This is a genomic window from Streptococcus minor DSM 17118 (assembly GCF_000377005.1).
Classification (GTDB): Bacteria; Bacillota; Bacilli; order Lactobacillales; family Streptococcaceae; genus Streptococcus; species Streptococcus minor.
The window spans coordinates 1-14,628 of record NZ_AQYB01000016.1; the positions used below are offsets into that span (position 1 = coordinate 1).

12 protein-coding genes and 3 tRNA genes are annotated in these 14,628 nt (G+C 36.4%); 11 read left to right on the forward strand and 4 right to left on the reverse strand.

Translation table 11 applies throughout. From position 1 onward, the window contains the following. Nucleotides 1-157: 157 nt before the first annotated feature. Both F602_RS0100350 and F602_RS0100355 read right to left on the reverse strand, forming a co-directional pair. A tRNA-Asn gene (locus F602_RS0100350) sits at nt 158-230 on the reverse strand. A gap of 8 nt (nt 231-238) precedes the next feature. Continuing rightward, a tRNA-Glu gene (locus tag F602_RS0100355) sits at nt 239-310 on the reverse strand. A 107-nt stretch (nt 311-417) separates the two neighbouring features. On the opposite strand from F602_RS0100355, the gene F602_RS0100360 reads away from it, so the two are divergent. Continuing rightward, nucleotides 418-491: transfer RNA gene (locus tag F602_RS0100360), tRNA-Arg, on the forward strand. Here F602_RS0100360 and F602_RS0100365 read toward each other — a convergent pair. Continuing rightward, the gene (locus tag F602_RS0100365; protein ID WP_026183226.1) at nt 489-1,178 is read right to left on the reverse strand and encodes a YoaK family protein; all 690 of its coding nucleotides are present in this window, start codon (nt 1,176-1,178) and stop codon (nt 489-491) included. The genes F602_RS0100360 and F602_RS0100365 overlap by 3 nt on opposite strands. Before the next feature lie 28 nt (nt 1,179-1,206). Continuing rightward, nucleotides 1,207-1,686: a 23S rRNA (pseudouridine(1915)-N(3))-methyltransferase RlmH gene (rlmH, locus tag F602_RS0100370; RefSeq protein ID WP_026183227.1), complete on the reverse strand. Its 480-nt coding sequence runs from the start codon at nt 1,684-1,686 to the stop codon at nt 1,207-1,209. A 191-nt stretch (nt 1,687-1,877) separates the two neighbouring features. Between rlmH and F602_RS0100375 the strand changes: the two genes are divergently transcribed. The 10 genes from F602_RS0100375 to F602_RS10150 form a co-directional block, all read left to right on the forward strand. Then, nucleotides 1,878-3,068 (forward strand): S1C family serine protease, encoded by a 1,191-nt coding sequence (locus F602_RS0100375; protein ID WP_018165992.1) that lies wholly within the window; start codon nt 1,878-1,880, stop codon nt 3,066-3,068. Between the two features lie 67 nt (nt 3,069-3,135). Then, nucleotides 3,136-3,906: a ParB/RepB/Spo0J family partition protein gene (locus tag F602_RS0100380; protein ID WP_018165993.1), complete on the forward strand. Its 771-nt coding sequence runs from the start codon at nt 3,136-3,138 to the stop codon at nt 3,904-3,906. 188 nt (nt 3,907-4,094) lie between these two features. Continuing rightward, nucleotides 4,095-5,471, forward strand: a complete 1,377-nt coding sequence (dnaA, locus tag F602_RS0100385; RefSeq protein ID WP_026183228.1) for a chromosomal replication initiator protein DnaA — start codon at nt 4,095-4,097, stop codon at nt 5,469-5,471. A 150-nt stretch (nt 5,472-5,621) separates the two neighbouring features. Next, nucleotides 5,622-6,758, forward strand: a complete 1,137-nt coding sequence (gene dnaN, locus F602_RS0100390; RefSeq protein WP_018165995.1) for a DNA polymerase III subunit beta — start codon at nt 5,622-5,624, stop codon at nt 6,756-6,758. 67 nt (nt 6,759-6,825) lie between these two features. Next, nucleotides 6,826-7,704, forward strand: a complete 879-nt coding sequence (locus tag F602_RS0100395) for a diacylglycerol/lipid kinase family protein (protein WP_018165996.1) — start codon at nt 6,826-6,828, stop codon at nt 7,702-7,704. A 9-nt stretch (nt 7,705-7,713) separates the two neighbouring features. Further along, on the forward strand, nt 7,714-7,905 hold the full coding sequence (locus F602_RS0100400) for a DUF951 domain-containing protein (RefSeq protein ID WP_018165997.1): 192 nt from the start codon (nt 7,714-7,716) through the stop codon (nt 7,903-7,905). 196 nt (nt 7,906-8,101) lie between these two features. Continuing rightward, nucleotides 8,102-8,359, forward strand: a complete 258-nt coding sequence (locus tag F602_RS11175; protein ID WP_018165998.1) for a hypothetical protein — start codon at nt 8,102-8,104, stop codon at nt 8,357-8,359. 449 nt (nt 8,360-8,808) lie between these two features. After that, complete coding sequence (locus tag F602_RS0100410) at nt 8,809-9,591, forward strand: hypothetical protein (protein WP_018165999.1); 783 nt, start codon at nt 8,809-8,811, stop codon at nt 9,589-9,591. A 330-nt stretch (nt 9,592-9,921) separates the two neighbouring features. Then, entirely contained in the window at nt 9,922-10,122 is a 201-nt protein-coding gene (locus tag F602_RS10660; protein ID WP_245537553.1) for a DNA-binding protein, read from the forward strand. Nucleotides 10,123-10,596: 474 nt separating this feature from the next. Further along, on the forward strand, nt 10,597-14,628 hold a 4,032-nt coding region (locus F602_RS10150), incomplete at its 3' end, for a SpaA isopeptide-forming pilin-related protein (RefSeq protein ID WP_040839561.1).

Consider the following 14,628-nt stretch of genomic DNA (forward strand, 5'->3'; position numbering starts at 1 on the left):
TTGTCTAACCTGAACAATTAGATTATACTAGGAAAAATAAATGGAAGCTACAAGCCTTGTCTGCCACCAGCTTAGCTGGTGGTTTTCTTGTTTTCCTCTGCGAGAAAAACTGGCTGGAAGCCATAATAAAAAACACCTTTCCAGGTGTTAGAAACGACTCCGCCAACAGGGCTCGAACCTGTGACATCATGATTAACAGTCATGCGCTCTACCAACTGAGCTATGGCGGAATAAAATATAGTCCGTACGGGATTCGAACCCGTGTTACCGCCGTGAAAAGGCGGTGTCTTAACCCCTTGACCAACGGACCATCTCTTAAGACAGTATTTAGTATAATACAGTTCAGATACTTTGTCAAGCCTCTTTGCTTCTTGACATTCCAGTTTCTTTAGGTTAGAATAAAGTGGCTTAGTTTTTGGTTCCATAGCTCAGCTGGATAGAGCATTCGCCTTCTAAGCGAACGGTCGCAGGTTCGAATCCTGCTGGAATCATTTGAACATCCTAGGAATCCTAGGATTTTTTTCATACCATAATTGAAGATTAACATAAAAAAGGGGAAACAAGAGAACAAGCAAGGCATATTCTCCCATTAGAAGGGAGAAACGTGTAGAAACGACTACACCAATCATAAAACTAAGAATAATATAAAGAATATCTTTTCCTTTACGCTGCAAATCTCTGTCTTTTTCTATCCATCCCATAAACCAAAGATAAGCTGTATTTTTAACATTTCCCGTCATCATTACATTAGCATAAGAGGAACCATGGAGTTTTCGGAAGGTCTCTACCTGTATCGAGGCTACAAAGGCTAGAATGCCCATCGTAATATGATGAGACACAAATGGAGTTAGGACAACTGCTATCAAAACAAACACAGTCATCATCAAACTACTACTAAAATGCCAATAAAATCCTTTTTTCAAAAACCATTTTCTAGTTGAATAGGTGAAAAATTGTCCCAAAACAAAGAAAAAAATAGGAATTAAAAAATTAAACACTTGTTCGAAATCACCCAGTGCTAAAAAATAGGCTGTCGAGATAACATTTCCAGATTGAACCCCTGCAAAACGCCCACCTTGAGTAATAAAAGTAAAGGCATTTAGATAGCCACTAATAAAGGTTAAAACAGTTGCTACCCGTAAGCCTTCAAATATACGATATTTTTTTAATCTTGACATGTGTGTAAACCTTCTGTTTCACGTGAAACTATTTATGGTAGGGACTTCCTGTTTGAATCATGAAGGCCCTGTAAATTTGCTCTACTAAGACTAGACGCATAAGTTGATGAGGCAAAGTCAATTGACCAAAACTCATGAGAAGGTTGGCTCTTTTTTTTACAGATGGAGCCAGTCCTAAACTACCTCCGATGATAAAAGTAATATCCGAGAATCCTTTGACCATTGCTTCTGATAGCATCTTAGAAAATGTTTCTGATGGAAACTGTTCGCCCTCAATGGCAAGAGCGATAACAAACTCACGATCTGAAACTTTTGAGAGAATACGTTCGGCTTCTCTTTCTAAAATCTTTTCATTTTCAGAAACAGAGGCATTATCTGGTGTTTTTTCATCTGCCAACTCCACAGATTCAAACTTGGTAAAGCGGCTGAGGCGCTTGTGATATTCTGCAATTCCCTCTTTCAAATATTTCTCTTTCAGTTTTCCAACACTAATGACTTTTATTTTCATAAAAATATTGTATCATATCCACAAGCTAATAGAAAAAAATTTTCTTTTTTGATGAAATTATCCTAGAAGAAATACAGGTTTTTACACATGAAATCAAAAGTTATCCACAGATTGTGGATGAAGTTTTGAAAATTTTAAGTTATAATTAAGAAAATAATACTAGTATAGAAGAAAAAGGAGGAATACCTTTCATGAAAAAACATCTAAAATTTGCCATTCTTTTTCTATTTGGTTTTCTAGGGGGAGTAGTTGGTGGAATGGCTATATCTTTTTTTCAAACTACAACCAATTCGAACGTACAGAAAACTACAACATCTGAACAAGTAACAGTCAGCAAAGTCAACTATGATAACAAGACATCCGTGACTGAAGCTGTGAAAAGAGTTCAAGATGCTGTTGTTTCTGTTATTAACTATAAGCAGGGAGCTAGTAGTGGACTGTCTATTTTTGGAAGTCAAAATTCTTCTGATGATTTAGCGGTAGCTAGTGAAGGTTCTGGAGTAATCTATAAAAAAGATGAAACTTTTGCCTATATTGTGACTAATACACACGTGATTGCTGGCGCTGAGCAAATTGATATTCAGCTAGCTTCTGGAGAGAAGATAAAAGGGGAGTTAGTTGGTTCTGATACCTATTCCGATATTGCTGTAATTAAGATTGCTGCTGATAAAATCACCACCGTTGCTGAATTTGCAGATTCTGACACTATCAATATTGGAGAAACAGCAATTGCAATTGGTAGTCCTTTAGGATCTATTTATGCTAATTCGGTGACTCAAGGAATTATTTCAAGTTTGAGTCGTACAGTGACTAGTAAATCAGAGGATGGACAAATCATCTCGACCAATGCTATTCAGACAGATACTGCTATTAATCCAGGGAATTCAGGTGGCCCGCTGATTAATATTCAAGGACAGGTGATGGGAATTACATCTAGTAAAATTACATTTGCTAATGCCACTTCAAATGTCTCTGTAGAAGGAATGGGATTTGCTATACCTTCTAATGATGTCATTGCTATTATTAAACAATTGGAAGACAATGGGAAAGTAATACGGCCAGCTCTCGGTGTTCAGATGTTAGATTTGGCACAATTATCTAGCAGTCAATTAGAAACGGCTGGTTTGAAAAATAGTCATTTGACAGCTGGTGTGCTGATTATCTCTACTCAAGCTGGTCTCCCTGCTCACGAAAAATTGCAGCGATATGATGTGATTACAGCTATTGATGGAGAACAAATTGAAACCAGTAGTGATCTTCAAACTGCTCTTTACAAGCACAATATCGGAGATTCTATCAATGTTACCTTTTATCGAGATGGTAAAGAACAGACTGTAAAAATTGAATTGACGCATTCCACTGAAGAACTATCTAGTAATTAATTTTTTCATATTGTAAATCTAACTTGACAACATTGTAAAGTTAGATTTTTTTTGCTAGAATAAGCCTATGGAAGAACTGAAATATATAAAAATAGATGATATTACGCCAAATCCCTATCAGCCTCGTGTCCATTTTGAAGAAGAAAAGTTAGCAGAATTGGCACAATCAATCCGTGTTCATGGTCTGATTCAACCTCTCATTGTTCGAGAATCAGCTATTATTGGTTATGAATTGCTGGCAGGTGAGAGACGTTTGCGGGCTAGTCAGTTAGCCGGCTTGACCAAAGTACCTGTTGTCATCAAAGAGTTGACCGATGAAGATATGCTCTATCAATCCATTATTGAAAATCTACAACGTTCAGACCTTAATCCTATTGAAGAAGCTCTATCTTATAAAAAATTATTAGACAGAGGATTGACGCACGAGGAAGTAGCCCAGATTATAGGTAAATCTAGGCCTTATATTTCCAATAGTTTGCGTCTTCTAAATTTATCCGACAAACTCCGTCAGGCAGTGGAAGCTGGAATAATTTCCCAAGGTCATGCTAAACTTTTAGTGCCTTTATCAACTGAGGAACAAGAGAGTTGGTTCCAACAAATTTTGGAAAGAGATATGAGTGTCCGTTCTCTAGAAGAAGCATTAACACTAAAAAAGACAAAAAAAAGAGAGAAGAAAAATAGTTTTATCCAAGTTGAAGAAGAAAATCTTCGTCGAATGCTAGGAGTAGAGGTGCAGATTAATCAAAAAAAAGACTCTTCTGGCCATATCAAAATTTCATTTGCTGATACAGACGAATACCAAAGACTTATCAACAATTTAAAAAAATCCTGTGAATAGAAAAAAGATATCGACAATTTATACACAATCATTTTGTAAGAAAACAGCTGGTAAAAAAAGAAGTTTCGTAATTATTCACATTCTGTGGAAAAGTTTTGCAAACAATGTGGAAAAGTTTTTAAGTTGTGGAAAACTTTTTACAAATATGATACACTTATAGAACATAGAATCGGAAAGGAGGGCCTGTGTTGGAGCAAGAACAAGTATTTTGGGAGCGAGTTTTACAGCTGGCAAAAGATAACCTCAAACAATCAGCTTTTGACTTCTTTGTTTCCGGTGCTCGCTTGGTGAATATCAATGGAAGTATCGTCACTATTTTTTTGGACAGCCCCTTTAAGAAACTCTTTTGGGAAGAAAATATGAAGAGTGTCATGTTGACGGCTGGTTTTGAGATTTATAATGAACATCTCAAGACCGAATACCAATTTGATCCTGTTTCAAAAGAAGAAAAAATCGTGCAGGACAATAACAAACCTTTTCAAAATAATTCTCAACAAGCAGACTCTAACCCAACTTATCTAGCGAATACTCCCTTTACCCATCCAGATATCAAACCTCAGTATACTTTTGATAATTTTGTTCAAGGGGATAATAATCAATGGGCTAAGGCTGCTGCTCTAGCAGTTTCAGATAATCTAGGCGGACTCTACAATCCCCTCTTTATCTTCGGAGGACCCGGTTTAGGAAAAACCCACTTGCTCAATGCCATCGGAAATAAGGTCTTACTAGATAATCCTCATGCCCGTATTAAGTATGTTTCTTCTGAAACCTTTATCAATGACTTTTTAGAACATTTGCGTCTCAATGACATGGATAATTTCAAAAAGACCTACCGAAATCTGGATTTGCTTCTTATTGATGACATTCAATCCTTGCGTAATAAAGCATCTACCCAGGAAGAATTTTTCCATACCTTTAATGCCTTGCATGAAAATAGCAAACAAATTGTTCTGACTTCAGATCGCAATCCTGACTATCTGGATAACTTAGAGGAACGTCTAGTAACCCGTTTTAAATGGGGATTAACTAGTGAAATTACACCTCCTGATTTTGAAACTAGGATTGCTATTTTACGCAACAAGTGTGAAATATATCCCTATGAATTTACCGATGATACTCTGGCCTATCTAGCTGGACAATTTCATTCTAATGTTCGTGACCTTGAAGGTGCCCTCAAAGATATTCATCTTCTAGCCACGATGCGCAAATTGACTGAAATTACAGTAGATGTAGCCGCAGAAGCTATTCGTTCACGTAGGCAAACCAATCCACAAAATACGGTCGTCTCTATTGATAAGATTCAGACCGAGGTTGGTAATTTTTATGGAGTCAGTGTCAAAGAAATTAAGGGAGCTAAGCGGGTTCAACATATTGTTCATGCCAGACAGGTTGCTATGTATTTAGCGCGTGAATTGACCGATAATTCTCTTCCCAAAATTGGCAAGGAGTTTGGTGGTCGTGACCATACAACTGTTATGCATGCCTACAACAAGATAAAAACCATGCTAGCTGAGGATGACCAATTAGAAATCGAATTAACTACTATCCGCAACAAAATTCGTTAATGTGGATAAGTTTTAAAAACTGCAAAAGTTTTCCACATTTTGTGAACAAGTCTGTTATCCCATTCTCACGCGCTTCATCTTATTTTTCCACAGAATTAACAGATACTACTATTACTATTAACCTTATTATTTATAAATAAAGGAGCATCCATGATTCATTTTTCAATCAACAAGGCAGTCTTTATCCAAGCCTTAAATACCACCAAACGTGCTATTAGTCATAAAAATGCTATTCCTGTTTTATCTACTATTAAAATCGAAGTAAATAATGAAGGAATTGGATTGACTGGTTCAAATGGACAAATTTCTATTGAACATTTTATTTCTGTACAAGATGACAATGCCGGTTTACTGATTTCCTCAACAGGATCTATTTTGTTAGAAGCTAGCTTCTTTATCAATGTAGTATCCAGTCTACCAGATATTGTTTTGGATCTAAAAGAAATTGAGCAAAAACAAGTTCTGCTAACCAGTGGGAAATCAGAAATTACTCTAAAAGGAAAAGAAGCAGAACTCTATCCGCGTTTACAAGAGGTAGTCAAAACAAAACCTCTATTATTAGAAACTAAGCTACTCAAGGATATCATCAATGAAACAGCTTTCGCAGCTTCTACCCAGGAGAGTCGTCCTATTTTGACTGGTGTACATTTTGTTCTTACAGACAATCAGACTCTTAAAACAGTGGCGACAGACTCACATCGTATGAGTCAACGTAAGATTCAACTGGCTAAAGATGGGGATAACTTTGATGTTGTCATTCCAAGTCGCTCACTTCGAGAATTTGCAGCTGTCTTCTCAGATGAGATTGAAACGGTAGAAGTTTTCTTCTCTAACAACCAAATGTTGTTTAGAAGTCAGCATATCAGCTTCTACACCCGTCTCTTGGAAGGGACCTATCCAGACACTGATCGTCTAATTCCAACAGCTTTCAATACAACAGTGACTTTTGATACTGCGAACTTACGCCATGCCATGGAGCGAGCACGTCTTCTCTCCAATGCAACTCAAAATGGAACGGTGAAGTTGGAAATTCAAAAAGGAATCGTTTCAGCCCATGTTCATTCTCCAGAGGTCGGAAAAGTTAATGAAGAATTAGATATTCTAGCTGTAGATGGTGAAGATTTGATTATTTCCTTTAATCCAACCTATCTTATTGATGCTCTCAAGGCTGTTGGTAATGAACAGGTGAAAATTAGTTTCATCTCCCCTATTCGTCCCTTCACTCTGGTTCCAAATGCAGAAGGAGAAGATTTTATCCAACTTATCACTCCAGTACGTACTAATTAATCTATGAAACGGTCTTTATGACCGTTTTTATGCTATACTGAAACTATAACATAGATGAGAGTTAGTTATGATACTGTATATTTTAGCAAATCCACAAGCTGGAAGACATGGAGCTGAGCACATTATTAGCGAAATTCAACAAAGCTATCCTCAAGTAAAAACAAAGGTTTATTTGACAAGTGGACTAGATGATGAGAAACATCAGATAGAAGCTATTTTAGAGATCTTTACTGCAGAGGATCGCTTCTTGATACTTGGTGGTGATGGAACTTTATCTAAAAGTTTGGCCTTTTGGCCAGTTCATCTCCCTTTTGCGTATTATCCAACTGGTTCTGGTAATGATTTTGCTAAATCGATGGCTATCCATAAATTAGAACATGTTTTGGAGGCTATCTTAGCAGATAAGCAAAAATCAATTTTTGTCTTGCATAGCTGCCTAGGTGTTGTTATGAACACAATGGATATTGGGTTTGTTTCTCAGGTCATCGCTCATGCAACAAATTCCAACTTAAAGTCTTTCTTAAATAGCATAAAACTTGGTAAATTAACCTATCTTATCTTTGCTATTCGTAGTTTACTCAGTCATCAATCATTTGATGTCAGACTAGAAGTGGATGGGAAAAGTCATAAAGTGGAGAACTTATTTTTCTTTTCTATAGTTAATAATACCTACTTTGGCGGTGGAATTATGATTTGGCCAGAAGCTAAGGCAACTCAGGAAGGGATGGATATTGTCTATATAAAAAACGGTCCCTTGCATCGCCGTATTCTAGCATTATTAGATTTACTTTTAAAACGTCACAAGCAATCCAGTCACCTGCACCATCTGGCTGGAAAAAATACCACTGTATCTCTAAATCAACTCACTCTCATTCAGCTGGACGGAGAAATGAGTAGTGCCCAAAAATTAACCTTGATTTGTCAAGAACGTTTTATTTATCAATAAGGAGTCATTATGTATGAATTAGGTTCTTTAGTCGAAATGAAAAAACCACATGCCTGTACCGTAAAAGCGACAGGCAAAAAAGCCAACTGTTGGGAAATTACTCGCCTAGGTGCAGATATTAAAATCCGCTGTACCAACTGTGACCATGTGGTGATGATGAGTCGTTATGATTTTGAACGCAAGATGAAAAAGGTCTTATAAAATTCAATCGCAACCTGAAAAAGGTTTTAAAATCGCTATTTTTACTAAACATACAATTCTTAGTTGCGCGACTTTGACAGTATTTTCTTCTAAGTTGCTAGTAAAAGTACTCTGAATGATTTATAATAGAGGCGAAAGGAGGAGTGATGTTGTTACAATTTTCAAATCAACTAAAGAGATTTAAGGAGGAGTACTCATGTTAGAAGAAAATCCGATTCCATTTCTTACTCGTCTCAAAGAACTCATCTTTGATTATCTCTTGATTCTAGTCTATCTTGTCTGTCTCGCAATTGTTTGCCTGAGTTTTTATTTCTTCTTTTATGGAAGAATACCTGTGTTTACTATGCTTCAATCCCAGTTGATAACTACTGTAACATCTGTTTTGCCCATTGTGGGTATTTTTAGCTGGATGGATAGTCGAGGTGGTAGCTGGGGTAAAAAAGAGCAGGCCTAATCGTTCGTTATACAAAAAATCCCATTCAGTCTGCATTAATCCGCAATAGTATTAAGTTTCTACCTTGGCAAATCGGACATATGGGTACTATTGCTGGAATTTATTCTAGTTACACTAGTATCTTTGGTCATATTTGTACTATCACAAGTTTGATGTTACTTCTCACTCTCTTGCTCATGGCTACAAATAGAAAGGATAAGCGACATTTCGGTGATTTACTTGCTGGGAGTCAAGTTGTTTTAAAAAGGCTAGTGCAACCATAAAAATCCTTTCATATCAGCTATTGTAATATCTTATGCAACTATAAGTTGCACAAAAAAGTGCTTTTTTGCACCTTTAAGCTGTACGTGGTTATATAGTATCGGTTAAAAAGGAAAGTATAGAAGTTTACATTGATGTTGAGAGTGGTGGTTATTTGTTTGAATAATAGATGAAAGGGGTAAAAATATATGAGTTCTGTTACAAAAAGGATTACTGAAATAAAGCAACCAAGAGGTGGTTACATAAAACCCTCACAATTTAAAATACAAAAGATAGAAGATGGGCAGATATTAAGTGAACATGAGAATGTTCATGCTTCTGTTATAGGCATGGCTGTTGATTATTTGACTAGATTTGTCATGGGAACTGATATTATAGAAGCATTTAAAATATCTTGTATGGGAGCAAAAGTTGCTGAAGAAATTTTAAAACAAAAATCTACTTTAAAAACCGCCCAAAAGTTATTATCGGGTATTACGGGTTTAGACGATAAATCTATTGTCAATGCGTGTAAAATGGTAACATACGATGTATGGTATAGAAATCCTGTGGAAGCAATGATGGCAAAAGGTGTTAAAGAAACCAATCCAGATACAGAAACAATTCAAAATATTAGAATAATGGTCGAAAGAAGTATTAAATTTTGGAATGAATTTGGTCCTATAAAACAAGATGGATTTACTTTTGACCCAAATGGATACACAGAAACGGTCAATACAGGTGACGGCGATTATTTAACTGTTGATACTATTTGGGATTTTAAAGTAAGTAAATCAAAATTAACAAACAAGCATACTTTACAATTACTAATGTATTGGATTATGGGGCAACATTCTGGTCAAAAAATATATGAAAATATTATAAAATTAGGAGTATTTAATCCTAGGTTAAATCTTGTTTATACATTGGAAATTAACGATATATCCCCAGAAATAATAAAAGAAATAGAAGATGATATTATATGTTATTGATATAATTATTTACAGACAAAGTGATCCAGACACGACGGTGGGAAAATCTTTTAGATTTTTCCGCCGTTTTTAGTGGCTGATTCACTTTGGCAGTTGAGCGAGCTTGCGAGCGAACATCAAGCCCCCGTTATCTAACAGGGGGTACTATTACAAAAGACAAGAGCAAAAACAAATACAAAAGTACTGATATGCAACGATTTATAAGGTTATAAGAACTTATTTCACTTCACACCCTATTCTTTCTACCCGACAGTTCTAAAACAGCATATCAATAGCAAATATCTTTAACTAAGGGAAAATGGTGAAGCTACACCAGATCTTGAAAATCTGATAAAACTGGCAAAAGTATTTGATATCACTCTGGATGAATTGGTTTTGAACAAGCCGGTAGAAGTTAAGGTAGAGCGAATCATAGAACATAGGGAACTAGATATAAAAAAAATCATGTTAATGTCATGGATTATTTTAGGAAATATACTTTTGGCCATTTTTATTCTTATTTTATTCTTATTTTATTCTATGGTTTATTAGATGTTTTGAGTTTGACTTCATTTTTCAAATAATGCGTAGGTGGAAAAAAGAAAATTATTTGTAAGTCAATCCTTAATTAACATAAACAGTTTAAAAGCTAATGGTTTTATAAAGTACGATTGTGTTACTTTATAGGTCTTACTCCTTTTAATTATACTGGTTATATAATTTTGATTTTTTAGATATTTTTTTGATTTTAGTTTGATGTAAACGCATCGAACATTTGTGTTTTAAAACTTCTGGCAAGGACGTTGTAGTGGACGCGCCTTGTTTTTTTATTTATCTTATGTTGTATATGAGTAAGGTAGGAAGATTTCTTATTAATTATCATTGACTACTATATTTAAATTTCTTCTTTCAAATTAATTATAAATATTTGACAATTTTACTAGAGGAAGATACCATATATTATGTGATATTCTGCATTTTTCAGCTTTTTAGTAGAAAAGATTAAAATATATTAGGAGAAATATTGTGAAAACTAAATGGTTAAAACTAATAGCAATGTTTAGTTTATTCGTGGGTATAATCCCCATTGCGAATTTTTTGGTTGCAGCCAATGATGATACGTCTGTTGTTAGGTTGCGCATTGCAAACCTCCAACCAAATCTTACTTTAACGGATGAAACAGAGTTTTGGACAAACAGTACTGTACCTGCCGCTGTGGACTTAGAGGTATCCAACACTGTGTTACCAACCGTCACCAAATTGAAAGTTTCTGTTCCAAAACGAGGCAACATCATCAACAAGCCAATTTTTGGTGCGTCTGATGAGGCTGTCTCGGTTGAAGAAAATGAAGATGAACATTATTGGTATAAGACTTACATCTTTAACTTCAAAGAGGGAGAAAAACAGGCCTTTAAGGGAACTTATCGTGTACCTTTCTTTCTCAAAAAGGATCCTACTCAAAAAGGGGATACAGTTACACTAAAAGCTGAAATCTTAGATGGCACAAAAAATGATACAGTGCTTTATTCAACTGAGAAGACTTATGTAGCCTTAGAAGATACTTATACCTACGATGATAGCGCGGTATACCCTACTTGGTACAATAGTTGGGATCTCTACGATAAGGGTAATACATCTTGGCATAATAATTTTATTGCCAATTACCATGTTAACTTTAATGAGACAAATCCTAATCCAGCAGACACAGGGAATATCAGCAGTAGACAAATTCCTGTTTATGTATCACCAACTATTACGGTACCACCTAGCTCGCAAACTATTGAGTTTGAGAAAGCTGAGACTATTACCGCTATTATCCATTTCCCAGAAGGATTTGCACCTGGCAATGGTTGGAATACAAGTTCAGAAGGTACTTGGGATGAACAAGCTCGTACCTTGACTATGACCCGTCGAAATCCATCTATAGATGGCGTATGGAATGAACGAAATGGAAAACGAGGTTCAACCTTTACAATTGATGTACGTGCTATTACACCAAAAGAGTTTGATAAAGTCTATGACTTCCCAGTTGAGTTTTATGCTAATAAAGGATTAGATAGAGAAAAGCGCCTACCGGACCAAACTTTCCATATCCGCTATAAGAAGGTTGTAGAAACATGGAGAAAAACCTCTAGCTATGGTATTTACAAAGACAATTACAATGGTGCTGGTCGTACTGTTTTTGATACACCTTTGAGTGTTCAAGAAGGGGAGTATCTCTATGTTGATGGTCATTACTATGATAGAAACAATGTGAAGCAAGATGAAGTAGGTCTCTATCATTTTGGTAATTTTACAAATAGCAATAATGGTTCTTCGCGAACCAACCCAAAAGGTGGGGATACAACCGCTTATTATGCCCTAAAAGACTATTTATTGACAACCAATAGATTTGTTTTAGCACCTGAAGATAAGCGTACTTATTTTAAATACTTCCAAGTTACCAACATTACTGGAACAGCGGGAGAGCAATTAGAGAAAGCAAAAGAAGCTTTTGCTACGAATACACTTTATGGTGTAGCAGCAGATGGTACTAAAACCGCCATCAAGCAAAATATCTCTCTTGGAGAAAAAGTAGAAATCAATGATGAAGAACAAAAATATGTATCTTTATCCTTAGAATTTGCAAATCCTGTCATTTTAGATAATGCGCAAATCAATTTTGTTTCTACACAATCTCCAACAAAGGCTGAGTTAGCAAAATTTGAAGATGGAACTTATACCACTCGTCAATACTACTATAGCCGAAATGGTGCAGTTCTCCACCATGGAACACCAGATAGCCACCCATCAACTGCTGAGAACTTGGCAGAAACACTTGGAGATAGAAACTATGCTTATACTAGTTTGGCATTGCCTAACCCGCAAGCAGATTTAGAAGTTTCTGGTAATCAAGTTATTGAGCAAAATAATGCAGGTACTTACTTTAACCAAACTGCGAGTATCCGACTTTGGCAAGGAAACTGGGGGCCTCTGAAAAATGAAACTCATAAAGCTAGTGTCATTCAGGTCTTGCCAGAAGGATATGAATATGTCTCTCATACTACAGCTTGGTACAATGGCAGCGTTCCAGCTCCAGAAATTGTACCAAATTGGAATAATACTGGTAAGACAGCTCTTATTTACAAAGATATTCCATTCTTACCGAGTGACAACAATCGTGATGACTTACATATCAGTACTCGTCTTCAAATTCTCAAGAGTGCTAAGGTTGGAGAGTCTAAGCTAGATACCTACTTTGTCTATGACCGTAATAACATCATCAAACCACTTCACAATAGTAAATCTTATACAGATGAATTGGATATTGATGGAGATACCAATCGACAAGAAGTATTTCAAAAATTAACAAGCAATATTGGTTATATTCCAGCCCTTGAGATGTCTATGAATAAGACAGTTACTTATGAGCAAAATGATGATATGGGCTTCACAGCAACTGGTGAGCTTGGTCAACCTTTCTATTATAAAGTTACGTTGAAAAACAATACGATTTCGACTGTATTTAACATCAGTGTTATTGATGTGCTTCCGTATGTAGGTGATCATTATTTAGTATCCAATACTCAAGGTGAGTATCCTCAACGTGGATCACAATTTGCGACACCACTGGTAGCATTCCTTGAAGATTTACCAGAAAACTCCAAAGTGATACAGTTATTTGATATTTACTATCAATTGACACCACAGGGTGCAGATTTAGCAAGTGTCCGTGATGGTGAATGGTTGACCAAAGACAAAGTACCAGACGTCAAACAAGTGAAATCCATTAAATACACTTTGAAAACTGGAAAAGAAATCTTATCGCAAAAGTCTGTGGATGTTTATCTGAAAGCAGAAATTCCTTTTGATAAAGATCTTCCTATCGGCAGCTATGCACAAAATACATCTGCCTTCTCGCGAAATGGATCTGTTTATCTAGAAGGTAATAGTGCCGCTATCACTTTTGCCAAGTACGAAGTGATGGGAACATTTTTCGACGATTTCAATCAAGATGGTATCAAGGATAATAGTGAAAAAGCTGTTGCTAATCGTAAAGTAGAATTGATTGATGAAAATGGAGATGTAGTCCGTGATCCAAATAATCAGCCAATTCAAGGTATGACTGATGATCAAGGTCGCTATCATTTCACTTTCTTCAAGAAAGGAACCTACCGTGTTCGCTTTACTAAGGAAGATGATGAGATGTTCTCGCCGGGAACAACGACCAATGTTGATGGTAACAATATTGCTGAAAAAGATGGCAATACTGGTACGACACAAAGCTTTACCTTCACACCTGTTAAAAACCGTACAACTTTAAATGGTGCTATTGCGACAGAAAAACGTGATATCGAACTTATCAAACACGATCAAGATGGTTCCCCACTTGCAGGTGCGACCTTTGAAATACGTCAAGCGGGTGTTGCTATTCAGACACAAACAACGAATAATGAAGGAAAAATTATATTCCGTCAAGTTCCATTTGGTACCTACACTATCGTAGAAACCCAAGCTCCTGTAGGTTATGCGATTGACGAGAGCCCAGCAGGTCGTGAGGTCATAGTTGGTATTCCAAATCCAAATTTAGAACCATTTATCAACCACAAGATTTATCCTGTTACCTATCGTTACGAGAAAGCAGCTAGTGAAATGCGTGAACTGCCAGTAGCGATTTCAGATACGACTATTGTAGGAGACTATCAGGTTGGCGATGAAATTAGTTACCGTAAAGATGCTATGGTTACTCGCAAGAGCCCGTCTAAATCTTCTTATGATGAGAAAGACGATGCGGGTGTGACAGTTGGTACCTGGTCCTTGACCTGGGATAAAACTTCTGCTCCGATGCCAGTTGGCGGTTTAGAATTCGTTGGTACTTGGACCTTTACAGAAGCCAATAAGGCTGGTGTTACCTATGTCTATGAAAAGGCGGCTGGAGTTACACGTGATTTACCACAAGCGATTTCAGATCCAACTACACCAGGAGACTACCAAGTCGGTGATAGTACGCAATATTACATCGGTGCAACTGTCACTCGTAACAATCCATCTAAGTCTTCTTATGATGAGAAAGATGAT